This window comes from Sphingobacterium corticibacterium (assembly GCF_004208525.1).
GTDB classification, from domain to species: Bacteria; Bacteroidota; Bacteroidia; order Sphingobacteriales; family Sphingobacteriaceae; genus Sphingobacterium; species Sphingobacterium corticibacterium.
The window spans coordinates 332,136-354,848 of the sequence record NZ_SGIT01000002.1 but is presented as its reverse complement, the minus strand read 5'-3'; the positions used below and the strand labels follow the sequence as shown (position 1 = coordinate 354,848).

Annotated in this window: 24 protein-coding genes and 1 tRNA gene; 10 read left to right on the top strand and 15 right to left on the bottom strand. The window is 39.8% G+C overall.

Features of this window, described 5'->3' with window-relative positions; translation table 11 throughout:
- Nucleotides 1-21 precede the first annotated feature (21 nt).
- The 10 genes from EWE74_RS10240 to EWE74_RS10195 all read right to left on the bottom strand — a co-directional run bounded on the left by EWE74_RS10240 (nucleotide 22) and on the right by EWE74_RS10195 (nucleotide 8,257).
- A complete protein-coding gene (locus EWE74_RS10240; protein ID WP_130141456.1) occupies nucleotides 22-774 on the bottom strand; it encodes an SGNH/GDSL hydrolase family protein in 753 nt (250 codons plus the stop codon).
- A gap of 36 nt (nucleotides 775-810) precedes the next feature.
- Nucleotides 811-1,998: an aspartate aminotransferase family protein gene (locus tag EWE74_RS10235; RefSeq protein ID WP_130141455.1), complete on the bottom strand. Its 1,188-nt coding sequence runs from the start codon at nucleotides 1,996-1,998 to the stop codon at nucleotides 811-813.
- An 87-nt stretch (nucleotides 1,999-2,085) separates the two neighbouring features.
- Nucleotides 2,086-2,538, bottom strand: coding sequence for a hypothetical protein (locus EWE74_RS10230; protein ID WP_130141454.1), 453 nt, complete (start codon nucleotides 2,536-2,538; stop codon nucleotides 2,086-2,088).
- Complete coding sequence (locus EWE74_RS10225) at nucleotides 2,538-3,356, bottom strand: hypothetical protein (protein WP_130141453.1); 819 nt, start codon at nucleotides 3,354-3,356, stop codon at nucleotides 2,538-2,540. Before EWE74_RS10225 ends, EWE74_RS10230 begins: the two co-directional genes overlap by 1 nt.
- A gap of 35 nt (nucleotides 3,357-3,391) precedes the next feature.
- Nucleotides 3,392-3,937, bottom strand: coding sequence for an RNA polymerase sigma factor (locus tag EWE74_RS10220; protein WP_130141452.1), 546 nt, complete (start codon nucleotides 3,935-3,937; stop codon nucleotides 3,392-3,394).
- Nucleotides 3,938-3,950: 13 nt separating this feature from the next.
- Nucleotides 3,951-4,904 (bottom strand): transketolase family protein, encoded by a 954-nt coding sequence (locus EWE74_RS10215; protein WP_130141451.1) that lies wholly within the window; start codon nucleotides 4,902-4,904, stop codon nucleotides 3,951-3,953.
- A gap of 21 nt (nucleotides 4,905-4,925) precedes the next feature.
- Nucleotides 4,926-5,774, bottom strand: coding sequence for a transketolase (locus EWE74_RS10210; protein ID WP_130141450.1), 849 nt, complete (start codon nucleotides 5,772-5,774; stop codon nucleotides 4,926-4,928).
- Nucleotides 5,775-5,902: 128 nt separating this feature from the next.
- Nucleotides 5,903-6,457, bottom strand: coding sequence for a NifU family protein (locus tag EWE74_RS10205; RefSeq protein WP_130141449.1), 555 nt, complete (start codon nucleotides 6,455-6,457; stop codon nucleotides 5,903-5,905).
- Between the two features lie 74 nt (nucleotides 6,458-6,531).
- Nucleotides 6,532-7,881 (bottom strand): adenylosuccinate lyase, encoded by a 1,350-nt coding sequence (purB, locus tag EWE74_RS10200; RefSeq protein ID WP_130141448.1) that lies wholly within the window; start codon nucleotides 7,879-7,881, stop codon nucleotides 6,532-6,534.
- A gap of 157 nt (nucleotides 7,882-8,038) precedes the next feature.
- Nucleotides 8,039-8,257 carry a hypothetical protein gene (locus EWE74_RS10195; protein ID WP_130141447.1) on the bottom strand — a complete coding sequence of 73 codons (219 nt, stop codon included), beginning with the start codon at nucleotides 8,255-8,257 and terminating at the stop codon, nucleotides 8,039-8,041.
- A 234-nt stretch (nucleotides 8,258-8,491) separates the two neighbouring features.
- Between EWE74_RS10195 and EWE74_RS10190 the strand changes: the two genes are divergently transcribed.
- On the top strand, nucleotides 8,492-9,841 hold the full coding sequence (locus EWE74_RS10190; RefSeq protein WP_130141446.1) for an acyl-CoA dehydrogenase family protein: 1,350 nt from the start codon (nucleotides 8,492-8,494) through the stop codon (nucleotides 9,839-9,841).
- A 90-nt stretch (nucleotides 9,842-9,931) separates the two neighbouring features.
- Nucleotides 9,932-10,720: a M48 family metallopeptidase gene (locus EWE74_RS10185; protein ID WP_130141445.1), complete on the top strand. Its 789-nt coding sequence runs from the start codon at nucleotides 9,932-9,934 to the stop codon at nucleotides 10,718-10,720.
- A 37-nt stretch (nucleotides 10,721-10,757) separates the two neighbouring features.
- On the opposite strand, the gene yidC is transcribed toward EWE74_RS10185, so the two are convergent.
- The 3 genes from yidC to rplS all read right to left on the bottom strand — a co-directional run bounded on the left by yidC (nucleotide 10,758) and on the right by rplS (nucleotide 14,734).
- On the bottom strand, nucleotides 10,758-12,578 hold the full coding sequence (gene yidC, locus EWE74_RS10180; RefSeq protein ID WP_130141444.1) for a membrane protein insertase YidC: 1,821 nt from the start codon (nucleotides 12,576-12,578) through the stop codon (nucleotides 10,758-10,760).
- 42 nt (nucleotides 12,579-12,620) lie between these two features.
- Entirely contained in the window at nucleotides 12,621-14,228 is a 1,608-nt protein-coding gene (locus EWE74_RS10175; RefSeq protein WP_130141443.1) for a CTP synthase, read from the bottom strand.
- Between the two features lie 158 nt (nucleotides 14,229-14,386).
- On the bottom strand, nucleotides 14,387-14,734 hold the full coding sequence (rplS, locus tag EWE74_RS10170; protein WP_130141442.1) for a 50S ribosomal protein L19: 348 nt from the start codon (nucleotides 14,732-14,734) through the stop codon (nucleotides 14,387-14,389).
- A gap of 379 nt (nucleotides 14,735-15,113) precedes the next feature.
- On the opposite strand from rplS, the gene EWE74_RS10165 reads away from it, so the two are divergent.
- A tRNA-Pro gene (locus tag EWE74_RS10165) sits at nucleotides 15,114-15,187 on the top strand.
- A gap of 208 nt (nucleotides 15,188-15,395) precedes the next feature.
- On the top strand, nucleotides 15,396-16,160 hold the full coding sequence (locus EWE74_RS10160; RefSeq protein WP_130141441.1) for a HesA/MoeB/ThiF family protein: 765 nt from the start codon (nucleotides 15,396-15,398) through the stop codon (nucleotides 16,158-16,160).
- Here EWE74_RS10160 and EWE74_RS10155 read toward each other — a convergent pair.
- A complete protein-coding gene (locus tag EWE74_RS10155; RefSeq protein WP_130141440.1) occupies nucleotides 16,157-16,906 on the bottom strand; it encodes a helix-turn-helix domain-containing protein in 750 nt (249 codons plus the stop codon). The two genes, EWE74_RS10160 and EWE74_RS10155, sit on opposite strands and share 4 nt — an antisense overlap.
- A 166-nt stretch (nucleotides 16,907-17,072) precedes the next feature.
- On the opposite strand from EWE74_RS10155, the gene EWE74_RS10150 reads away from it, so the two are divergent.
- The 6 genes from EWE74_RS10150 (at nucleotide 17,073) to EWE74_RS10125 (ending at nucleotide 21,943) form a co-directional block, all read left to right on the top strand.
- Nucleotides 17,073-17,702, top strand: coding sequence for a hypothetical protein (locus tag EWE74_RS10150; RefSeq protein WP_130141439.1), 630 nt, complete (start codon nucleotides 17,073-17,075; stop codon nucleotides 17,700-17,702).
- Between the two features lie 98 nt (nucleotides 17,703-17,800).
- Nucleotides 17,801-19,399: a hypothetical protein gene (locus tag EWE74_RS10145; RefSeq protein ID WP_130141438.1), complete on the top strand. Its 1,599-nt coding sequence runs from the start codon at nucleotides 17,801-17,803 to the stop codon at nucleotides 19,397-19,399.
- A gap of 75 nt (nucleotides 19,400-19,474) precedes the next feature.
- Nucleotides 19,475-20,050: a DUF5025 domain-containing protein gene (locus EWE74_RS10140; protein WP_130141437.1), complete on the top strand. Its 576-nt coding sequence runs from the start codon at nucleotides 19,475-19,477 to the stop codon at nucleotides 20,048-20,050.
- On the top strand, nucleotides 20,050-21,192 hold the full coding sequence (locus EWE74_RS10135; protein ID WP_130141436.1) for a clostripain-related cysteine peptidase: 1,143 nt from the start codon (nucleotides 20,050-20,052) through the stop codon (nucleotides 21,190-21,192). Before EWE74_RS10140 ends, EWE74_RS10135 begins: the two co-directional genes overlap by 1 nt.
- 5 nt (nucleotides 21,193-21,197) lie before the next feature.
- A complete protein-coding gene (locus tag EWE74_RS10130) occupies nucleotides 21,198-21,440 on the top strand; it encodes a hypothetical protein (RefSeq protein WP_130141435.1) in 243 nt (80 codons plus the stop codon).
- Nucleotides 21,441-21,460: 20 nt separating this feature from the next.
- Nucleotides 21,461-21,943: a hypothetical protein gene (locus EWE74_RS10125; RefSeq protein ID WP_130141434.1), complete on the top strand. Its 483-nt coding sequence runs from the start codon at nucleotides 21,461-21,463 to the stop codon at nucleotides 21,941-21,943.
- A 67-nt stretch (nucleotides 21,944-22,010) separates the two neighbouring features.
- Here EWE74_RS10125 and EWE74_RS10120 read toward each other — a convergent pair whose 3' ends face one another.
- Nucleotides 22,011-22,709, bottom strand: a complete 699-nt coding sequence (locus EWE74_RS10120; RefSeq protein ID WP_130141433.1) for a hypothetical protein — start codon at nucleotides 22,707-22,709, stop codon at nucleotides 22,011-22,013.
- Nucleotides 22,710-22,713 lie beyond the last annotated feature (4 nt).

The window sequence follows — 22,713 nt, the reverse complement described above, 5'->3', positions numbered from 1 at the left end:
CAGGTTTCCCTGCTCTAAAAATTATTTGATTAGTCCCAACCAAGCTTCCGCCATGAGGTTTGCACCCGCTAAGGAAGTATGTACGCCGTCTGTTGTCCAATAATCGCCCCCACCGCGGCTTGCCGCTTTATCGAATACCGATTGATAAGGCAGAAATGTCGCATTATACTCTTTTGCTATTTCCTTGGCGACTTGTTGATAACCCAGAAAGTCGGGATACCAAGCATCCGTGACATGTTTTACATCTTTCACGCCAAATGGTTCGCCGATAATCAATTTAACTTGTGGAAGTTGTTTTAAAGTAATGTCCAACAATTGTTGATATTGCTGTTTATATTGTTGTGGCGTGTTTTGAGCACCTCGATCGATCGTACGCCAAAAATCGTTTACGCCGATAAGAATGCTTAATATCGTCGGCCGAAGTTGGAGCGCATCGGTATCCCATCTGCTGATAAGGTCTGGCACCCTATTTCCGCTGATCCCCCGATTATAAACCTGTATGTTTTTATCCGCATATTTATTTAGCAGCGTGGCTGCGGCCATCAGCGCATATCCATGACCAAAAGCGCCGGTGTCGTTTGGTTTTAAATTATCTCGATTACGTCCTGCATCGGTAATCGAATCACCTTGAAATAGAATGACATCGTTCTGTTGTATAACTAACTTACCACTTTTTGCTAGGTTGTTTTCGGTTGCAAATAACGTTTTTGTGCCTATCGTGGCCGCTCCCAAAGTGAGGAGACTTTTCACTAAGAATTTTCTTCTTGTTTCCATATAAAATGAAGGTTTAAGAAAACCAAGTTAGCTTTTTCAAATGAACTTTTCAATACCTTGTCTTATTATTTCGCAGGCATGTTTTATTTCGGTTTCTGATATCGTCAGTGGAGGTGCTATGCGTAGGGCTGTTTCGCAATGTAAATACCAATCAATCATCACACCGTGTTCTGCACAAAAGTTACTGACTTGATATACGTGCTCAAAAGTTTCTAATTGTAGGCACATCATTAATCCCATTCCCCTGATCTCTTTTATTGCAGGATGGTTCAACTCTTTGCGGAACAAAGCTGCTTTTATTTCTACTGTATCTAGCAGTTTTTCGTTTTGAATCACCTGCAAAGAAGCTAGGGCAGCCGCACAACTTACCGGGTGGCCGCCAAAAGTAGTGATATGACCGAGCATAGGGTTGTCTTTGATGACATCCATAACTTCTTTTCGTGCAACAAATGCGCCGAGTGGCATACCGCCTCCTATACCTTTTGCTAACATCAAAACATCCGGTACGATCCCAAAATGTTCAAAAGCAAACATCTTCCCTGTTCTTCCGAAACCTGTTTGTATTTCGTCAAAAACCAGAATGGCGCCCGTTTCGTCACATTTCCTACGGAGAGCCCGCATAAATTCCGTAGACGGAACACGCACGCCAGCCTCTCCTTGGATGGCTTCCACGATAACCGCAGCGGTTTGGTTTGTGATAATGTCTAAACTGCTTATGTCATTGAACTGGATAAATTCTATTTCGGGGAGTAGTGGAGCATAGGCCTCTTGATATGCTGGGTTGCCGATTAAACTTAAAGCCCCCTGTGTGCTACCATGATATGCTTTTTCAGCAGCAATAATCTGCCGACGTCCAGTGTACTTCTTTGCGATTTTCATGGATCCTTCGACAGCCTCTGCTCCACTGTTCGTGAGGTAAACAGATCCGAATGAAGAAGGAAGATTCGCGAGTAATTCGGTTGCAAACTTTACTTGCGGTGCTTGTACAAACTCCCCATATACCGTAACATGGAGGTATTTCTCCAATTGTTGTTGGATAGCCGCTATGACGCTGGGATGTCGATGTCCAATATTGCTAACGTTGAAACCCGATACCAAATCCAAATAACGTTCACCGTTAGGTCCATATAGATAGACTCCCTCGGCTTTTACGATTTCGAATAGACGAGGAGATGAAGACGTTTGAGCAGTGTTTTTAAGGAAAAGTTCTCTGTTGCTAATCATTTTTTAGTGACAAGTAATCCGTAAACAGTGATGCGTAATCAGTAATGGTTTTTTGTTACTTCGTCACTGATTACGTCGTCACTTTATTTAACGATTTCTTCTTTGTAATTCTTTGTAGAGCAATTCCCGGAAGCTCTGTTCAACCTCGAAAAACTGAGAGGCCCTAGCTGAACCAATCACCTCCGTGAACTTTTTTCGATAGTCTCTCTTAATTTCCAATTCTTTTGCATCATAAGAGAGTACATCCTGTTTTTCAGATTTATTCGATCTATTGAAAGCATTTACTCCCCTTGGAGAAGGGGTCGAGGTGCTTTCTTTCTTTTTCGATCGAATAGCCCATATTTCTTGGCTATATTGATTGTATATCGGGAAGAAACGCTGGGCTTCAGCAGGTGTTAAGCTCAGCTCTTTCGTAATATAGGCAATTTTTTCGTTCTCAATCGCTGCAAATCGTTTGGAATCCCGCGGCTGTGCACTCGCAGATAATATACAGAGTATGACTACACCTATCGTAACAAACAAATGTTTAAAACGTAACATTATAATGCATAATTTAAATAGTCTTCAATATCATTTTCCTTTACATGCGTACAAATCCCTTCAGAATCATGAGAATGGTCAATACATTCCATGATATAAAGAATGTCATGACTATCATTCAGCGCACTCAGATAATTAATAATTTCGTCATCGGGAATGGAAGCCAGATGTGATTCGCTGATACTTCCCTGCGTTCGATTGTTTATGCTGTTATAGGAAACGACTCCAATTACCACAGCAACGCAAGCTGCTGACACATAGGAAACCCATTTGTTGAAATTTAGCTTTCGTACAATTGTTTTCTGTTTTTCTTTCCCTATAGTTTGTGCAACAATTTTATCTTTCAGTATTCCAGTATAGTCTTCTGGAATTGTAAAGCCATCATCAGATACTTGCGTTTTTAGCTTATCTTCAAATATTTTTGTTTGAATGCGTGCTGACAGGCTTTCAAAATAGTCTATCGGGACTTCGAACTCTTCTTGTTTTGCAACAGCTTCTATTTTCGTTTGCGAAAGAATCTTGTCTGATAGATCTTCAAAGTATCCTTTAGGGACATCCCATTCTCTATGTGTAGTATCTTTATACTGCTCCACCTTTATGTGGAGTTGTATGTTGTTTGTTAATTGAGAAAAGTAGGATTCTGGTACGGTGAAGCCTATTCTTTCTGCAGTTGGCAAACGATCTAAACGTGCTTGAGACAAAACTGAAGAAGAGAGTTGGTCAAAGTAATTTTCAGGTACTACAAAGGGATTTATACGTAATGATCCCGGTAGGTTTAAACCATCCATTCCATCGTAATATGTATTGTCTTCCTTCATAGTCACTTGTTTAGAGTCGAAAAATCCCCTAGGGTTTAATCGTGTGATGTGAAAAAGTGCTCTATTTTTTTTACTGCCAAATGATAAGAAGCTTTTAATGCGCCAACGCTAGTACCTAGAATCTCTGATATTTCGTCGTATTTGAGATCCTCAAAATATTTCATGTTAAATACCAACCGTTGTTTGTCGGGAAGAGTCAATAGCGCCTGTTGCAATTTCATTTGTGCCTGATCACCATTAAAATAACTTCCCTCCGCTAATGTTTCTGCGAGATAAGCAGAGCTGTCGTCGTCTAACGACATGCTCTGCTTTTGTTTTTTTCTATTTAGAAAAGTGATACATTCATTTGTGGCTATACGATATAACCAAGTATAAAGCTGGGAGTCTTCCCGGAATTTTTCGAGGTTTCGCCATACTTTGATGAATATATCTTGCACGACATCATCTGCATCGTCATGGTCAATGACCATCCGACGAACGTGCCAATATATTTTTTGTTGGTATTTTTGGAGCAAATGGCCAAACGCCTCTTCGCGTGTGCGTTCATCAGCAAATTTTGATATAATTAAGGCGTCTTCCATTTGTTCTTCGTCACTATTTTCTGGTAATCACTTTTCTTGCTGCTGCTACGATAGAAGCGGCATTAAGGCCATATTTTTCCATCAGCTGTGCTGGTTTGCCCGATTCACCAAAGCTATCATTTACCGCAACAAATTCTTGTGGAGTAGGTCTCTTGGTTGCCAAAAGTTGTGCAACGCTGTCTCCTAGTCCTCCTAGACGATTATGTTCTTCCGCCGTAACGACACAGCCTGTTTTGGTCACGGATTTCAAGACCGCTTCCTCATCCAGTGGTTTAATCGTGTGTATATTAATAATCTCGGCGTCGATGCCCAGCTTTTCTAATTCCTCTCCTGCTTGGATAGCTTCCCAGACCAAGTGTCCGGTAGCGATAATGGTTACATCGGCACCTTCGTTTAACATAACGGCTTTACCGATTTCAAATACCTGATCGGATGGCGTAAAGTTCGGTACGACCGGACGGCCAAAGCGTAGGTACGCAGGACCATGATGGTTAACCAATGCTAAGGTAGCAGCCTTCGTCTGGTTAAAGTCGCAAGGATTGATTACCGTCATTCCCGGGAGCATCTTCATCAATCCGATGTCTTCGAGGATCTGGTGTGTAGCACCATCTTCACCTAGTGTTAATCCGGCGTGAGAAGCACATATCTTTACGTTTTTGTCCGAGTAGGCAATGGACTGTCTAATCTGGTCGTATACACGGCCCGTTGAAAAGTTAGCAAATGTACCCGTAAAAGGAATTTTGCCACCGATGGTCAGACCTGCTGCAATACCCATCATATTTGCTTCTGCGATTCCGATCTGGAAGAAGCGTTCCGGAAATTCTTTGATGAAATCGTTCATCTTTAACGATCCGATCAAATCGGCACAAAGTGCCACCACGTTCTCATTCTGTCTTCCTGCTTCCAGTAGGCCCGCGCCGAAGCCAGAACGGGTATCTTTTGATTCTGTGTAGGTATATTTCTTCATTTCTTAGTATCTTCCTATCTATTAATAGTCTCCCAAAGTTTCCGCATTCTGTGCCAATGCAGCAGCTAGCTGTTCGTCGTTAGGGGCAATACCATGCCATTTGTGTGATCCCATCATAAAATCAACCCCATTCCCCATTTCCGTGTGTAGTAGTATCATAACAGGTTTGCCTTTTCCAGCGCGCGATTTAGCTTCGTCTAAACCTTGGATGACCGATGCCATATCATTTCCCTGTTTTATGTCCAGCACATCCCAGCCGAATGCTTCCCATTTTGCACGAAGATTTCCGAGCGATAGTACCTCCTCTGTGGCACCATCAATCTGCGCACCATTATAATCAATGGCAGCAATAATGTTATCCATTTTGTTGTGTGGAGCGTACATCGCCGCTTCCCATACCTGTCCTTCCTGGAGTTCCCCATCGCCCATCAACACATATACTAAACTATTGTCTTTGTTTAATTTTTTAGCTTGTGCAGCACCGATAGCCACGGACAGTCCTTGTCCCAACGAGCCTGACGCAATGCGGATACCCGGTAATCCTTCGTGTGTGGTGGGGTGGCCTTGTATGCGGGAGTCTATTTTTCTAAATGTACTAAGTTCACTCGGAGGGAAATATCCGGCATGCGCTAAAGTACTGTAGAAAACGGGAGAAATGTGTCCGTTTGATAAGAAAAATAAATCTTCTCCGACGCCGTCCATATTAAAAGAAGGGTCATGTTTCATCGCATAGAAGTACAACGCTACAAAATAGTCCGTACAACCAAGCGAACCGCCCGGGTGACCCGATTGGCAAGCATGCACCATACGAACGATGTCACGTCTTACTTGTGAAGCGATCTGTTCTAGTTTGTTGATATCTGCACTCATTTTTGAAATATAATGTTTCGGTTATTTTGGCTATAAAGTTAATGATTTTTAGCAGAGTAGCGGCTAAAAAGCGTAACTAAAAAAGGGAAGATCGTACAATCTTCCCTTTTTCTTTGTTTTATTTCGAGTTATAATGCTTCCGCAACGACTTCTTCAACTTCTGGAACCATTCTTTTCAATAAGCCCTCTATACCAGCTTTCAAAGTAATAGTAGAAGATGGACAACCGCTACAAGAGCCACGTAGTTCCACAGTGACCACGCCGTTGTCAAATGATCTATAAGCGATAGCTCCGCCATCTTGTTCTACGGCTGGGCGAACGTAATCGTGCAAAACCTGTTGGATTTTTACTTCTACCTCTGTCCCCTCAAAATTTATCTCCTCGGAGTGTTCGATAGGTTTAACCGCTAATTCCGATTCGACGGCTTCTTTTACAAAGTCCTTTAATAAAGGCTCGATATCAGGCCATTCTACTCCGTCAGTTTTTGTGATGGTAACGAAATTGCTCGCAAAAAAAACACCTTCTACAAAGTTGAACTTGAACAGTTCCCTGGCAAATTCGGATGCTTGGGCCTTTTCCCGGTCGGGGTAATCCAAACTACCGTTGATTAATAACTTATTGACCAAAAACTTCATTGTGGAAGGATTGGGAGTCGTTTCTGTATATACGTTAATAGTTGCCATATTTCGTGTAATCTATAATATTGAACAAATATACGTCAAAAATGTACCAATGCAGGTCATTTTGACGTCAAAGCTTATCGTATGATGCCGGTATAATTGCTCGGAGAAATCGCTTTGATTTCTTCTTTGATTTCCTCACTTACATTTAATCCGTCAACGAAAGTTGCGATTGTTTCCTGGGTTACATGCGTGTTGGTACGGGTTAAGTCTTTCAGTGCCTCATAAGGTTTTGGATATCCTTCTCTTCGCAATATTGTTTGAATAGCTTCTGCTACTACTGCCCAATTGTTTTCTAAATCTGCTTGGAGGGCAGATTTATTAAGAATGAGTTTTCGCAAGCCCCTTAGGGTAGACTTAATAGCGATAATGGTATGAGCAAAAGGCACGCCTATATTGCGTAGAACTGTCGAATCAGTCAAATCACGCTGTAAGCGTGAAATAGGGAGCTTTGCCGCCAGATGTTCAAACAGCGCATTGGCGATACCCAAATTGCCCTCTGCATTTTCAAAATCTATGGGATTTACTTTGTGCGGCATAGCCGATGACCCGATTTGTCCTGCGGTTATTTTCTGTTTGAAATATTCCATGGAGATATAAGTCCACATGTCCCGGCATAAGTCTATGAGGATATTGTTAACGCGTTTGAAGGCATCACAACTTGCTGCAAAATTGTCGTAATGTTCAATTTGGGTCGTCGTTTGTGAACGGGACAGACCAAGGTTTTCATTCACAAATTTATTGCCGAAGGCTACCCAATCCGTCTTCGGATAGGCAACATGGTGAGCGTTGAAATTGCCTGTGGCGCCGCCGAATTTTGCCGATAACGGTATCTGTTGTAGTAACTCGAGTTGTTTTTCTATCCGTTCAATGAAAACCTTAACTTCTTTTCCTAAACGGGTAGGAGAAGCAGGTTGTCCATGTGTTCTGGCCAGCATGGGTACGTCTTGCCATTCGTCAGCAAGTGATTTCAATTCTCCTACTAATTCCTGGATGTTCGGAAGGTAAGTTTGGCCTAGCGCTTCCTTCCAAGAATAAGGGATAGCGGTATTGTTTATGTCTTGTGAGGTCAATCCGAAATGGATGAATTCGAGTGAGTCGTGCAACCCTAGTTTTTCAAATTCGTTCTTTAAGAAGTATTCCACAGCCTTAACGTCGTGATTAGTGACTTTCTCGGTGTCTTTGACCCATTGCGCGTTTTCTAACGAAAAGTTTTCGTAGATCTGACGAAGGCGTTCGTTCAGAGAACCATCAAAATGAGCTAATTGTGGAATCCCCGATCCACACAACGCGATGAAATATTCTACTTCCACTAGAACACGGTATTTAATTAAAGCAAATTCGGAGAAATAATTAGCGAGTTCTTTAGTGTTGTTATGGTAACGTCCGTCGATAGGAGAGACAGCAGTTAAAGATGATAAGCTCATGATCACGAAAAATAAAAGTTAAAATTAAACAGCTGCCCTTTGAGGCAGACTGAACTACAGGACAAAAATAAGAAAAACTCGAAAAGAAGCACTTTCAGAAACAAGAAAACCCACACAACTGTGTGGGTTTTGATGTATTTTTTTAATACTGCTCGGATTACTGTACGTTCTCTAAAGAATCAGCGATAGAATCACCTTCAGCTCTAACTGAATCAGCTACGTTTTCCAATGAATCAGCAACTTGCTCAGTTTGGTTTTCGATACCTTCCGCTAAAGAATCAGCAGTTTCTTCAGTTTGAGTTTGCTGACCGCCACAAGAAGCGAATGCAATTGTTAAAGCTAAACCTAAAAATCCGAATTTGAATAAATTTTTCATTTTTAATTTTCTATTTTTAATTGAAACAAATTTGTTTATTACATTTTAATACCAGCGATTATAAAAGGTAACCCATTTTTTTACAAAAGAATAAATAAAAATTAATCCTATCGAAATAAAGAACTTTTATAAAGCAGGCGCAAAGATAGTAGTGTTTTGCTGAAAAACAACAATAAAAAACATTTTCCATAAAAAAAGTGTTACAATTGAGGGGGATAATCCAAATAACTGAACATGATAAAAAAACTGAAAAATATACTTCAACTATTGAAGCATGTAGATTTAGAGCAGCTGGATGCACTGTCTAAGAAAGTCGATATTCCAACGCTTATGACGGGAATGTCCAAAATGAGTGAGGAGCAGTTGAAAGGTATGGCTAAGCTATTAACTGGTAACGCAAAGAAACGGGAGGCACCGGCGATTGATGCGGATTTTTATGATATAGAGGCTAAGCTATCTGCTGATGACCGAACCTTACAATTGAAAGTGAGGGATTTTTTAGAGCGGGAGATTAAGCCGATAGTAAATAAGTATTGGCTACACGACGAATTCCCTTTTGAAATTATTCCCAAATTAGCGGAGTTGAACGTATGCGGATATGTTTATGAGGGGTATGGTTGTGCAGGGGGGACTTCGTTGATGGATGGTATCATCGCGGCAGAGTTTGGACGAATAGACCCTTCTATTGCGACATTTCTGGGCGTCCAAAGTGGGCTGGCAATGGGCTCGATTTATATGTGCGGTTCGGAAGCGCAAAAACAGAAATGGTTACCTAAAATGCAGCGACTGGAAAAAATTGGTGCATTTGGATTGACAGAGCCGGAAGTAGGATCGGGTACGGCGGGTGGTTTAACGACAACTTGTCGTAAGACAGCAGAAGGCTGGGTGTTGAACGGACAAAAGAAATGGATTGGCAATTCTACGTTCTCCGATATCACGATCATTTGGGCGCGGGATCTGGATGATAACCAAGTGAAAGGATTTATCGTCCAGAAAGATAACCCAGGTTTTATGGTAGAGAAGATCAAAGGTAAAATGGCATTGCGCATTGTACAAAACGGATTGATAACGTTAACAGATTGTTTGGTGCAGGAATCTGACCGCTTACCCCTAGCGAATAGCTTTAAAGACACGGCTAAAGTCTTGCAGATGACGCGTGCCGGTGTGGCTTGGATGGCCGTTGGCTGTGCTCGCGGCGCTTATGAAAACGCACTGGATTATACGTTAAACCGTAAGCAATTCGGGAAACCCATCGCTTCCTTTCAGTTGATCCAAAATCATTTGGTAGAGATGCTTTCTAATTTAACAGCTATGCAGACGCTTGTTTTCCGATTATCAGAATTGCAAGATGAAGGGAAATTGAAAGATGAGCATGCTTCCTTAGCTAAAGTCTTTTGTACATTGCGTACACGAGATATCGTGTCGAGAGCACGTGAAGTAATGGGAGGGAATGGAATCTTATTGGAGTACAACGTCGCTCGTTTTTTGGCTGATGCGGAAGCGATTTATTCGTATGAAGGTACAAAAGAAATTAATTCCCTTATCGTGGGAAGAAGCATAACCGGAATAAGCGCATTCGTATAAGGAAGATATATGTTTTGGTCTCATTTTTGTTACATGGAGCAGGAATATTAATCGTATTATAAGGTTAAACAAGGCTAAAATATCAAACTTATGGTTCACAAACGAATTTTATTAGGCGCGTCAGCAATGCTGTTCACTTCGGTGGCTTTCGGCCAAATCAAGATTAACACGAAATCAATTGGAGCAGCTACAAAAGCCGTACAGGCTGTCACCCTCTCGAATGAGGATGTTATCAACTATACAAAAGAGTATATCCAGTGGATGGATGAAAATAATCCCGTGGCACCAGACGATCATGAGTTTGCGGTACGCTTGAAAAAGCTCACGGAGAATTTGAGCAGCTACGATGGTCTTGACCTAAATTTTAAAGTATATCTTGTGCGAGACGTGAATGCGTTTGCCTGTGCAGACGGAAGCGTACGTGTATGTGCTGGGTTAATGCAGGAGATGGATGATCAAGAGGTCCTTGGCGTTATCGGACATGAAATAGGACATGTAAAAAATATGGATTCGCGGGATGCGTTCAAAAATGCCTTGATGACTTCGGCGCTGAAAGACGGTGTGTCTTCACAAGGGGGAACAGCGGGTGCCCTATCAAATTCGCAATTAGGCGAACTCGGCGAACAGGTGGCAAATATGAGTTTTTCACGCAAGCAGGAGAGTGCGGCGGATGACTATGGGTATAAATTTTTAAAAGATAATGGTGTGAACCCTTGGTATATGTCCATGTCTTTCGAGCGCTTACTGGAGTTATCTGGAGATACTTCGGAAGGAGGATTGACTAAAAAGCTTTTCTCTTCCCATCCCGATACTAAAAAACGGGTAGAGGAAATGGCAAAAAAAGCAGAAAAAGACGGATTCGAAAAACCGTCTAAATAAAAAAGAAAAGCCCGAACATTACTCGGGCTTTTCTTTTTTATTTCTTTTTGTTTTGCTGTTGTGCTTGTTGTTGGCGCATCATTTCTTCCATTTTTTGTTGGAAAGACGATTTTTTTGCCGCTTTCGGATTTTTCTTGTGCTCCTCAATTTTAGCTAATATTTTATCATCGTCTATAAACTGACGGATAATAAACTGCGTGAGAAGTGTTAATACCGCTGACAAGAAATAATAGTAGTTTAATCCCGCAGGGAAGCTATTCAATACAAAGAAGAATATCAATGGCATAAAGTATCCAATGTATTTCATTTGGTTGTTAGCCGCTGCTCCAGATGTCGCGTTGTTATACCACGTCGTTAATAACGTGGTTAACGTCATCAGCACACACATAAAAGAGATATGTCCAATCCCGAAAATCGGAGCAAAAGTAATAGGAGCATCATATGTAGACAAATCTTTTACCCAAAGGAAACTTTCGCCCCGTAACTCAAATAAGTTGGGGAAGAAGAAGAAGAAAGCGAGTGTGAAAGGCATCTGCAATACAAGTGGCAGACATCCTCCTAACGGATTTACGCCCGCCTGCTTATATAGTTTCATGGTCTCCTGTTGGAGAAGCATTGGATTGTCATCGCCTACTTTCTCCTTAATTTCGTCGATTTGCGGTTTCAATACACGCATCTTCGCCATGGACTGGTATGATTTGTAGGTCAATGGGAACAATACGCCTTTCAAAATAAGTGTTAGTATTAATATAATAATACCATAACTCAGATGAAGACCATCGAGAACATCAAAAATAGGTACAGTGATGAACTTATTTATCCAGCCCATAGGCCCCCAACCCATCTTGATGATTTTTTCGAAATCATCTCCATGTGCTTTTAGTATTTTATATTGGTTGGGACCGAAAAAGAAATTGAAGGTGTAATGGTTGTCTTTTTGAGCAGAGAAGTCTAAATCTGCCGATGCTTTGTAGTGTTTTATAACACCGTCGTTTGAGTCAAAAGCTACATTAAGCTCGGTGTTGTTTAGCGGTTGACTTGACGTTAATGCGGCAGAAAAGAAGTGCTGCTTGAACGCAATCCAGCTTAGTTTGTCCTCAATTTTCTCTTTGTCGTCACTCGTTTCGGAAAGGTTGTCTACATTTCCGGCAAGTTCTTTATAAAATATCGTGGACCGTTCGCGTTCGGATTTTGCATTCCGTTCTTTTCTTAGCAAGGTTGTTTCCCAGTTCAATCCGATGGAGCTGGTCTTAATGTCCATGAGGTTTTGGATGCCTATGGCTTTTACCTCAAGGCCTACGTTATAATCGTCGCCTTTAATAGTATAGGTATACTCCAAATATTGGGTTTCACTATAATCCAATCTGAAGCCTATTGATTGCGTAGATTCACCTGTAACCGAAATGTTCCCACTTTGTGGCGTAAAGTTTAAGTCACTGGTATTGATGTTCTCGCCGTTTGCTTTGAAAACGAAACCAAACTGGTTTTGGCCTTCATCAATAATCATAAGTGGTTTGCCGTCATAATTTGTTTCGTTCTTTAACTGAACAGATCTGACTTGTCCACCCTTAGAGCTTATTTTGGCGATAATTAATTCGTTTTCCAATGTGACAATCTGCTCATCCCCTAGGCGGGCACGACCAAATGGTTTATCGGATATTTCGGCAGTGTCTATGATGGTTTGCGAATTAGCGCTTAATGTATCTGCAATAGGAGGTAGGCCATCTCTAACTCTTTTCAACGAATCTTGGAGTCTTTGTTCTTGTTTAAGCTCTTGCTCCGTGGGTTTCATTAAATAAAAAGAGCCTGCTAGGATTCCGAAAATCAGCACCAATCCAATGAGGGTATTTCTATCCATTTTTAATTTTTTAATTTTTTAGTGATATATTACATCTATTCCTTAACCTTTTTTATGGGCGATGGCAGCGGCTACAAAGCTAACAAAAAGTGGGTGAGGATTTGCTACGGTCGATTTCAATTCGGGATGGAATTGGCCTGCAACAAAGAATGGATGATTTTTTAATTCGACAATCTCTACCAATCCTGTTTCTGGATTTTTTCCCGAAGCAATCATACCCGCTTCTTCATATTGTTTTAGATATGCGTTGTTAAATTCGTAACGATGCCGGTGGCGTTCCGATATTTTGGTTTTGCCATAAATCGAATGGGCTTTTGTACCTTTTTTGATCTCGCAGGCGTAGGCTCCCAAACGCATGGTACCTCCCATATTGGTAATGGATTTTTGTTCTTCCATCAAGTTAATGACAGGATCAGGTGTTTTTTCATCCATCTCAAAGCTGTTTGCCTTTTTTAATCCAAGTACATTTCGCCCGAATTCAATAACGGAGCATTGCATGCCCAAACAAATACCAAAGAACGGAATCTTATTCTCCCGTACGAATTTAATAGCCACCAGTTTCCCGTCTAATCCACGTTCACCGAAACCTGGGGCAACTAAAACACCGTTAAGATCTCTTAATTTTTCGATTACGTTTTCTTCGTTTATACTTTCTGCTGCGATATACTTTACTTTTACTTTAGTCTCGTTGATAGCGCCTGCGTGAATAAAAGCCTCCATAATTGATTTATAGGCGTCGGGAAGTTCCACGTATTTTCCAACTAAGCCTATACATACTTCACTGGTTGGATTTTTGAGCTTGCCCAGAAACGTTTTCCAATTTTCTAAATCCGGTTCGTTCTTGTTGGATAATTTCAATTTTGCTAAAGCTGTTTTATCCAATTGTTCTTTAAGCATATTCAATGGCACATCGTATATGGTCGGTGCATCGATGGATTCGACTACGGCGTTGATGTTGACGTTACAAAACTGGGCGAGTTTTTTTCTAATATCGTGTGTTAGCTTATGCTCTGTACGACACACGAGAATATCGGGTTGTATACCGTATTCTAAAAGTGTCTTTACGGAATGTTGGGTGGGTTTGGTTTTTAATTCCCCCGCAGCGGCTAAATAAGGCACCAGTGTGAGGTGTATGACTAAAGAATCACTGTTGCCAAGTTCCCAACGTAATTGTCTTACTGCTTCAATAAATGGAAGTGATTCTATATCGCCTACGGTGCCACCTAGCTCAGTAATGACGATATCATATTCTCCAGTTTGTCCTAAGAGCTGCATCCTCCGTTTGATTTCATCGGTAATATGTGGCACGACTTGAACCGTTTTGCCTAAATAAGCTCCTGCGCGTTCTTGGGCAATAACATGTTGATATATTCTTCCCGTAGTGACATTGTTAGCTTGCGAGGTGGAAACATTTAAGAATCTTTCGTAATGGCCTAGGTCCAGATCAGTTTCTGCTCCATCCTCCGTTACATAACATTCGCCATGTTCATAAGGATTCAATGTTCCCGGATCGATGTTAATGTAAGGGTCGAATTTCTGAATGGTGACTTTAAGCCCCCGAGCCTGTAGAAGTTTAGCTAGGGAAGCAGCGATAATGCCTTTTCCTAACGACGAAGTTACGCCGCCCGTAACGAAGATATATTTACTCATAGCAATAATGAAATTTCAGCTATTTTAAGACCTAAATATGGCTTTAAATCTGCTTTATGTACGGGATACAAAGATAAGTTTTTTTTCGATATGAACCGAAATTAAAGCATAAAAAAAGCCTCACATCGATGAGGCTTTTTTATGTTTTGAAGCGGTGATTATACACGTTTTGCTTTGATACGTGCAGCTTTACCAGTAAGGCCACGTAAATAGAATAATTTAGCGCGACGGACTTTACCAACACTATTCACTTCTATTTTTTGAATGTTAGGTGAATTTACAGGGAAAATACGTTCAACACCTACACCGTTAGAGATTTTACGTACGGTAAAAGTAGCGTTAGCGCCTTCGCTGTTTAACTGGATAACTACACCTTGGTACACCTGAATACGCTCTTTATTTCCCTCGCGAATTTTATAATGAACGCTGATGGTATCTCCGGCTTTGAAAGCGGGGATTTCATTTTTCACTACCGCTTGTTCTTCTACAAATTTTACTAAATCCATGATTTCGAGTAATTATTAAACGATTTTATATCCTGTAAAAATCGGAATGCAATATTACAGCTTTTATTTTGAATAAAAAAATACTTTTTTAAAAACCTAATAAACGCTTTTTGATAAGCGGGTGCAAAGATAAGAAAAAATATCATTATTATGATTAAAATTATTATGTGTAATGTTTTTGAAGATATTTGTTAGCGTCGGAAAAGCTGATGTGTGTTTTGGCGTGGACAACATAAAGTGTAGTGTTCCTGGGGATATAAAAATTATGTAAGATATTATTGTGCAATTAATGAGGGGGTTAGAAAATAATGTTAAAAAAGTCTTGACAGTAACAAAATATGCCGTATATTTGTGCCACAGAAAAAAAGGTGATGCCTTTCGGGGTGTAGCGTAGCCCGGTATCGCGCCACATTTGGGATGTGGAGGTCGTAGGTTCGAATCCTGCCACCCCGACAAAAGCCACTGATAATCAGTGGCTTTTGCTATTTTCGGACTTATTTCGGACAGAATTCGTATATTTTAAAATTAATGTTAAGCTGTGAACAGTACTGTTAAATCATATTAGATGCATCGCTTTAATTCCTTAATTATTCTATTACTTCAATCCGAACTACACTTTTAGGTAGTTGCTAAACACGGTTTCTTAATTAGCTTTGTGGTTATGGAAACAACCTATAAAAGGTACGTAAGAAACCGTATTTATTTAGACTACAGTCAACAAGAGGTCATTAAGGAAACTCCAATTCTTATCGCTGGCTGTGGAATAGGAAGCGTCATTGCTGAATGCGCACTGAGACTTGGTTTTGAAAACCTTACAATCATTGATGGAGATATCGTTGAAGAGTCAAATTTAAATAGGCAGAACTTCATTGAGAAGGATATTTCACAATCAAAAGTTGAAGCGATAAAGCTACGCCTTGAGCAAATAAATAGTAAAGCCTCAATAAAGATTCATAATTGTTTTATTACGGAAGAAAATCTACTGCAATTTGTTAAAGATCATGAAATAGCAATTAATGCGTTAGATTTTTCATCTGCTGTACCTCTGTTGTTTGATAAGCTTTGCCAAGAAAATGATATACCGGTACTCCATCCGTATAATATCGGATGGGGAGGTCTTGTCGCTGTAATAACACCAGATGGCGCTGGGCTTGATGCAATAGTCCGACCCGGCAGGAAATTCAATGAAATAGAGTTTGTCGAATATGCGCTAAGCCATCTTGCGTTTTGGGGAAACCCGCAGCAATGGGCGACCGAAGTACTGAACAGCTATATTGCCGAAGATGGAGATATCCCACCTCCTCAATTGTCTATCGGCTCATGGCTTGTAGCATCAATGTGCACATCCATACTCTTTGATATTTCTACAGGGGGCCAGATAAAAAAGTTCCCGGATTTTTATTTCAGTTCGATAAAGGAAAGCTAAAGCAACCTGTTGTTTACTGCGTGAAATATGGCTTCGGAAATGTTGGTTACCTTCAGCTTGTTAAACAGTTTTTTCCGGTGGAATTTAATAGTCTCGGGTGAAACAAACGTTTCCTCTGCGATTTCGTTAATAGTAAAGCCACGTATGGATAATTGGAGGATTTCCCGTTCCCGATCAGAAAGATTGATTGTTTCAACATTTTTCCACCGGTCTTCCATCAGATCAAATAGAAAAATCTCTTTATCTCCCTGTTTGGTGATTTTTATATTACCTGAACCTCTTTCTGTCGAAAGCGAGACCACACAGATTGCCTTCCAGAGCTTTCCGGATCCTGTCAAAAACACCGGTGTTAATTTATGATGTACAAGAATCTTTTTTCTGTTATCGCTTTTCATATGGAAATCATATGAAATTGTATAACGAGTCCTTTCATCGATAGGTATTCCCTCAAAAAAATCAAACCCAATTCTGTTGATCCTGGCTAAAAGATCCATATCTTCCTCGGTTACATATTTGAAGTAAAAGGCGTATCCCATTTCTTTAACTTCCTCGGCAGAATGCCCACATAGGAATAACGGATTCTCCGACATGTATTCAAAAGCCTGCTTTTCGTAGTCGATTACATACACACTTGTATATGTCGTTCTGGCAAAGGCATGTAAAATCTCCTGATAGTCCGACAATTGGCGTAAATCAATTTCTGACAACTTCTCTATTTTATTCTTTGGGAAGAAAAATCTATTCATTGTTATTTGAACCTTTTTCTATAAAGTTATGTAATTCAATGTTCATGTTCAAATAATAGTTTGCAATAGGTTTTTCAAAAACGTATTACCCAAAAGTGTAGTTTCTCGTAACTACACTTTTGGGTAATACTATCCGTATGAACGAAGGTTAACTTTGTTATCAGTTATGTCAACAGGTACAATTGAAATAAAAAAGATCTCTGTGGATCGGCTATTTGACGCCGCAGAGTTTGTTGTGAATCAGAATTTCACAAGGCATTTGCAAACTGCATTTACGACAAACCATTTTGAATTAGTCCGCACGGTATATGAAGAAGAAATAATACATTACCATCAATCATCTTTTTTCATAGCAGAAGATCACTTTAAAACCATCATCGGAAGTATCAGGACGCTGAAATGGAACAAAATCAACCAACTTCCTATTGAAAAGGTGTTCGGTTTACATGTTGTTGATCGCTGTGACATTTCTCCGGAATCCACAGTGTGGCATATTGGGCGGTTTGCAACACGTAAGGGGGCAGGCTCTATTGAGTTATTCAAGCAGTTGATTATATCCGGCATCTCACCTATTTGTGAAGCCTCTGATTCGATAGTCTTCGCAGAATGTGACACCAAACTTTTAAGCACTCTTTCGAAAATGGGAATTGAATCAGAGATCATTGGTGAACCGCTCATCTATTTAGGTTCAGAAACCGTGCCGGTACGTATAGACGTTAAGTCATTAAAAACGTTTTATGGCAGGCATACTTCGCCTAATCGACTTCTTAATATTCGGAATCCAGTTTTCGGTTAAATAGCGAGTTAGTAGCCTTCTTAAGGCTCTCGATTGCAAACGTAGCTTGAAAATTAGGTCAGTCTATAGGATGAAAACTTTTTTAAAACAATCATATTATGAGAATTAAACATTTACTTTTCCCATTACTAATTAGCGGGGTCGTTTTAAGCGGCTGTCAGAAAGATCATTCAAATCCGGTGGAACCGGGACATGAAAATGCTGCGTTATCGGCAGATTCTGCCAGAACAGAATTTTCAAAAATTCTATCCAAAGCTGTCTACAACGAACCTGATTTAAGAAATTTTATTAAGGTTAAGGCGCTAGAACAATTTGACAATGATTATGATGTATTTTATCCCTTTGTGAAGGACGAGATCGTTAGTGAGGGCCAAACTTTTCGAACGATACTTGAGAAATACTGTGATGATCCAAATACACTAAACAAGATTGAAGAAGAACTTCCTTTGCTGAATATACTTTTGCCAGATTTGACTGCTTTTTTCGAGTTTAGTGCGGATAAGTGGAATTCTGAGGAAAAAGAAATTGCGGTTACTGCTCTAAATCGTAATAATGATCCTCATGTAATTTATGGTAATGGTGAGAGGATGTCCACTCTTGAGCCCAATGAAATTCCAGGATTTCCCATTTTGGTTGTGAAAAACAGTGAAAGATTAAAGAAAAAGAACGATATAAAAGTTAAAGGTGCGCCAGAAAAATTGGATTATGAATTTGTAGATAATGCTTTTGATAAAAGGTTAAATACGAAAGCAACACCAGCAACCTCAACGGACAACGAAGGAATGATAGTTGGCGCTTGGCAAGAGTTCGGTGTCGATCCGCAATACTGGCAGAGGGATTATATCTATTACGGAATGTCACATTCTAATCCTAAAGATGGTCAACTTAACCCACAGATTAGGGAGCATATTGAAATGATTAAATTTGAACCTTCGATTCTATATACTATTTCAGACCAAACGGGTGATCCGTTTCTGAAAGATAACCATCAACATAAAAGCGACGATAAAAATCCGCTTTCATACGATCAGATCAGTAGGGCATTATGGACAGACGGTAACTTCGAGTTCCGAATTTACGTTTCAAAAGGCAAAAGAGACGGTAATAGTGCGGCAGCTCAATCCATTGTAATGAATGTGCACCCAACGGAAATATTTCGGTTCCGAAAAATAAAGCATAAAATAAAAGGCGGAGGTTGGTTTCATAGGGATAGGCACACTTACTGGATCGAATCACGTGATGATATAGAATCTAAATGGTATTTTCCGTACAATGGTGCTGGATACCCATTAGAAAAATGGGACGTGGCACAGGAAGCTATGAATTTAAATTTTCAGATTTTTGAAAGAGACGATTCTGAGACGATTGAGAAAAGTTACAGCTACAAAAATACGTATGCCAATAGTACCAATTTTAAAATAGACATAGGACTAGGAAATATAATTAAGCAGATTGTAAAACTAGACCTGGGTTTTGGTTATTCGTCTAACAAATCCACTGAGAAAACAGAATCTACAAAGATTGTTACAACTAAGACCAGCGACGATTTGGGTAGTTTGACCCTATATTTTTCAGACCCTATACTTCGGACAAGTTCCGGTAAAAAGAAAATAGACAATAGTCCATGGTTTTTTTCAGATGCTTATACGATCAGCAATGGTGCAGTTACAATGCAGGTATTGCCTAAAAAACTATAATATTGCCTGTTTAATAAACTTACCTCCTGTCCTAAGTTAGCACAGGAGGTCATTTTGTCTTAAATTTCTTATTTCATGAAAGCGAAAATCTTATTCTTATTATTAGCGATTAATGTCCTTTTTGGTTGTAAAAAAGAAGGTGAATCTATAGAGAAAGACGATACATTTTTCGATGGGAAAATTGGATCAACTTTATATGATAATATTCCAAATGAATTCCGTACCCAAAAACTTATCAGGACAATTCAAGAAAATCCGCTCTATTGCATAGTACTTTCCGATACTTTTGACGAAATGCCGAATGTTTTGGGGTTATCGTCAGTACAAATGCAGATCAATATTTCTAATCCTATGGTAGGCAAAAAATATACGATTACTGACCTTATTGAAAGTGGCGATATCGTGCACCAAGGTATCGTATGTGATTATATTGAAAGGGTAGCGGTTAATCCAACAAAAACTCAAAAGTTAACGTATATCCCTTCTTTGAAAAAACCTGTACACCTGTCAGTAAACCGGGTAGATATGGATCCTGTCACTGAGTCAAAAATCGTAGAAGGGGAAATCAAAGGCTATTTATTCAATACAAGCGATTTAAACGACAGTATCCTAGTGGAAGCCACATTCAGAACAAAACAATACAAAAACTGATGGATCATCTAAAATGTTGGATATTTAGCTTTATTCTATCTTCGCTAATCTACTCATGTAAGAAAGCCGATGATCCCAATATGCCAACGGTTTCAAACACTGTTACTATTCTCTATCTAGAAGCCAACAATGATTTGAGACAGGAAGCACGGAAAGCAATCAATGATCTTGAACAAGGCTCATCAAAGTCGAACAATACCACTTCATTGATCCTTGCATATGTAAAGGATAACGATCGATACGGATACCTACTTAAAATATCTCCGGATAATAACCCACTTAAAATATCAAGCGACACGCTAAAAGCATTCGATGCATCAGACCCGTCTGGTGCAGCCCAGATAAGCAACGTGTTGACTTATATTAGGAATAGTTATCAAGCTAATTATTATAACTTGATACTTTGGTCTCACGGCACAGCTTGGGCTCCCGCAGCACAGTTTTCCAGTCAGCCGAAAACCCGGTCATTTGGAGAAGATCGGGGAAATCAGATTGATATATTGGATTTGAAGGATGCCCTTCCTATGCATTTTAACTATATCATATTTGACGCATGCTCAATGGCAAGCGTGGAAGTCCTTTTCGAATTCCGAAACAAAGCAAATTATATAATAGCTTCGCCAACGGATGTCCTTTCGGATGGTTTTCCCTATCAGAACATATTGCCTCACATTAATTCAGGCTCAAAAGAGGACGTTAAGAAAATTGCTTCAGCTTACTTTAACTATTATAACGTACAAACAGGTCTTCATCGGTCGGCCACTATTTCCGTTATAGACCTTTCTAGACTGGAGTCACTTTCGAAATACATCAGCTCTTTAGATCAAGAGGATGGACGTTCACTTAGTACTGTTGGTGTACAACGAATGGATTTTACCCATGGGTTTCCAGTTCCCTTGTACGACTTTGGAGACTTTATATCAAAGAACTACTCATACGAACATATCGCTTCCATAGAAAAACTGCTAGAGGATGCTTTAGTATACAAAAACAATACACCTGAATTTCTTGGCAATACATTACATTCGTTTTCAGGGCTTACGCTTTCCGCCTTACCTAAATCTGACCCATATTATCCATATTATGCGAACTTAGAATGGAGCAAGAGAACGAAGATATATTTACCTGAGGAGAAGCCTTAATCCCTATGATATCAAGGGAAATCTCTGTACAACATACAGAGGAATTGAAAATTCAGTTGGCTAGATTTACAGATTTCGTATTTACTTTTACAATAAATGGAGGAAATATAAATTGGCAAAAGACAGCAGTGAATAGTGTAGTAGGCACTAAAGACGCTGCCAAAATGGAAATGCAATTTGCTTCTATTTATGGAGTGGCAAGATTTGGAAATGAATGGAATGGTGCTATTATTGAAAAAAGCAAGTAGATTTGAAAAAAAATATAACAATGAAAAGAATATCACTAATTTTTTTATTATCGATTATATCGCTTAATCTATTTGCACAGCACAGGAAATTCGGATACGCAGAGTTAGGAGGTTCAAGTATTTTTACCTCTGTGAATTTCGACATGAGATTTACGAAAGAAAGCAATGATGGCTTGGGTTTCCGTGTAGGTGCCGGGAGTAGTTTTGGGGCATTTGATATCGACAAAATTTACACTGCCCCTGTAGGAATAAATTACATCTTCGGAAAGGGTAAAAATGGCCTAATTGTAGGAGCAAACAGTGTCTTCGCAATAAATGGTGAACCGAAAGAAAAAAAATCTGACGATTTTAGGTCGGTCATATTCTCGGCGGATGTAGGATACCGGTATACACCTACAAATAATGGCTTTAGTTTTCAGGCAACATATACACCACTTTTCAAAACAACGGAAGGCACCATGCCATTTTGGATCGGAGTAGGAATTGGGTACTCTTGGAAATAATAGGTTCTATTTGCCCCCTATTTTGTTTTGTACGAAATAGGGGGGCAATAATAAATGGCTTACTCGGCTAATATTTCCTTTTAATTTTTGGCGTCGTAGTATTTTTCAAGTCTTCAATTTCTTTTTGTTTTCTTTTAATATTGAATTTTAACTTTTGCTCTTCCTCTCGCTTGATGACCAGATTATGGAATTTATTGGGATCAACTGAATAACTCGAATCAATACTTGAAGTAACCTCTGGCAACTCTAATCCCACCATACGGTAACGCGTTTCGTATGATTTTTTATCGCTAATCTGCCTGTCTTTTTCCAGTAAAACGCCCAAGCCCAATGAGATAACGACAGAAAACAATATCATGATAATGATGACTGGCGTAGACTTTAGGTCAATGCCATAAATGTATCTTATATTCACACTGTCAGGTATCTGGGAAAGTTTGGTTACTATCTCCTTTTCCTTTTCAGCGAATGCCGAAAACTGTTGGTTCGCCGTTTCGGAGATGGTATTGGCTACATGTTGCAGTGAGCCGTAATCCTTGATGATCTTGGACAGTATTTCGTGTTCCTGTCTGATAAAAGTCTGTATCTGTCGTAATACTTCCTGATCCTTTGCGCGTGTATCATGGAATTCCTTCATATTCTTTTCATTTTCGGAAAGCAGGGATACTATGGTCGGCATGATCCGTACAATATCCTGTGTAATAAGGTCTGCATTCTCCTCTAAAGTGTTTACCTGTTGCTGTAAGTTTTCTAATTCTGTGCGCATATTC

What these genes read in the sequence shown, in the direction of transcription:
- EWE74_RS10240 (WP_130141456.1), bottom strand. Translation starts at nt 774, where the DNA reads ATGGAAACAAGAAGAAAATTCTTAGTGAAAAGTCTCCTCACTTTGGGA.
- EWE74_RS10235 (WP_130141455.1), bottom strand. Translation starts at nt 1,998, where the DNA reads ATGATTAGCAACAGAGAACTTTTCCTTAAAAACACTGCTCAAACGTCT.
- EWE74_RS10230 (WP_130141454.1), bottom strand. Translation starts at nt 2,538, where the DNA reads ATGTTACGTTTTAAACATTTGTTTGTTACGATAGGTGTAGTCATACTC.
- EWE74_RS10225 (WP_130141453.1), bottom strand. Translation starts at nt 3,356, where the DNA reads ATGAAGGAAGACAATACATATTACGATGGAATGGATGGTTTAAACCTA.
- EWE74_RS10220 (WP_130141452.1), bottom strand. Translation starts at nt 3,937, where the DNA reads ATGGAAGACGCCTTAATTATATCAAAATTTGCTGATGAACGCACACGC.
- EWE74_RS10215 (WP_130141451.1), bottom strand. Translation starts at nt 4,904, where the DNA reads ATGAAGAAATATACCTACACAGAATCAAAAGATACCCGTTCTGGCTTC.
- EWE74_RS10210 (WP_130141450.1), bottom strand. Translation starts at nt 5,774, where the DNA reads ATGAGTGCAGATATCAACAAACTAGAACAGATCGCTTCACAAGTAAGA.
- EWE74_RS10205 (WP_130141449.1), bottom strand. Translation starts at nt 6,457, where the DNA reads ATGGCAACTATTAACGTATATACAGAAACGACTCCCAATCCTTCCACA.
- purB (WP_130141448.1), bottom strand. Translation starts at nt 7,881, where the DNA reads ATGAGCTTATCATCTTTAACTGCTGTCTCTCCTATCGACGGACGTTAC.
- EWE74_RS10195 (WP_130141447.1), bottom strand. Translation starts at nt 8,257, where the DNA reads ATGAAAAATTTATTCAAATTCGGATTTTTAGGTTTAGCTTTAACAATT.
- EWE74_RS10190 (WP_130141446.1), top strand. Translation starts at nt 8,492, where the DNA reads ATGATAAAAAAACTGAAAAATATACTTCAACTATTGAAGCATGTAGAT.
- EWE74_RS10185 (WP_130141445.1), top strand. Translation starts at nt 9,932, where the DNA reads ATGGTTCACAAACGAATTTTATTAGGCGCGTCAGCAATGCTGTTCACT.
- yidC (WP_130141444.1), bottom strand. Translation starts at nt 12,578, where the DNA reads ATGGATAGAAATACCCTCATTGGATTGGTGCTGATTTTCGGAATCCTA.
- EWE74_RS10175 (WP_130141443.1), bottom strand. Translation starts at nt 14,228, where the DNA reads ATGAGTAAATATATCTTCGTTACGGGCGGCGTAACTTCGTCGTTAGGA.
- rplS (WP_130141442.1), bottom strand. Translation starts at nt 14,734, where the DNA reads ATGGATTTAGTAAAATTTGTAGAAGAACAAGCGGTAGTGAAAAATGAA.
- EWE74_RS10160 (WP_130141441.1), top strand. Translation starts at nt 15,396, where the DNA reads ATGGAAACAACCTATAAAAGGTACGTAAGAAACCGTATTTATTTAGAC.
- EWE74_RS10155 (WP_130141440.1), bottom strand. Translation starts at nt 16,906, where the DNA reads ATGAATAGATTTTTCTTCCCAAAGAATAAAATAGAGAAGTTGTCAGAA.
- EWE74_RS10150 (WP_130141439.1), top strand. Translation starts at nt 17,073, where the DNA reads ATGTCAACAGGTACAATTGAAATAAAAAAGATCTCTGTGGATCGGCTA.
- EWE74_RS10145 (WP_130141438.1), top strand. Translation starts at nt 17,801, where the DNA reads ATGAGAATTAAACATTTACTTTTCCCATTACTAATTAGCGGGGTCGTT.
- EWE74_RS10140 (WP_130141437.1), top strand. Translation starts at nt 19,475, where the DNA reads ATGAAAGCGAAAATCTTATTCTTATTATTAGCGATTAATGTCCTTTTT.
- EWE74_RS10135 (WP_130141436.1), top strand. Translation starts at nt 20,050, where the DNA reads ATGGATCATCTAAAATGTTGGATATTTAGCTTTATTCTATCTTCGCTA.
- EWE74_RS10130 (WP_130141435.1), top strand. Translation starts at nt 21,198, where the DNA reads ATGATATCAAGGGAAATCTCTGTACAACATACAGAGGAATTGAAAATT.
- EWE74_RS10125 (WP_130141434.1), top strand. Translation starts at nt 21,461, where the DNA reads ATGAAAAGAATATCACTAATTTTTTTATTATCGATTATATCGCTTAAT.
- EWE74_RS10120 (WP_130141433.1), bottom strand. Translation starts at nt 22,709, where the DNA reads ATGCGCACAGAATTAGAAAACTTACAGCAACAGGTAAACACTTTAGAG.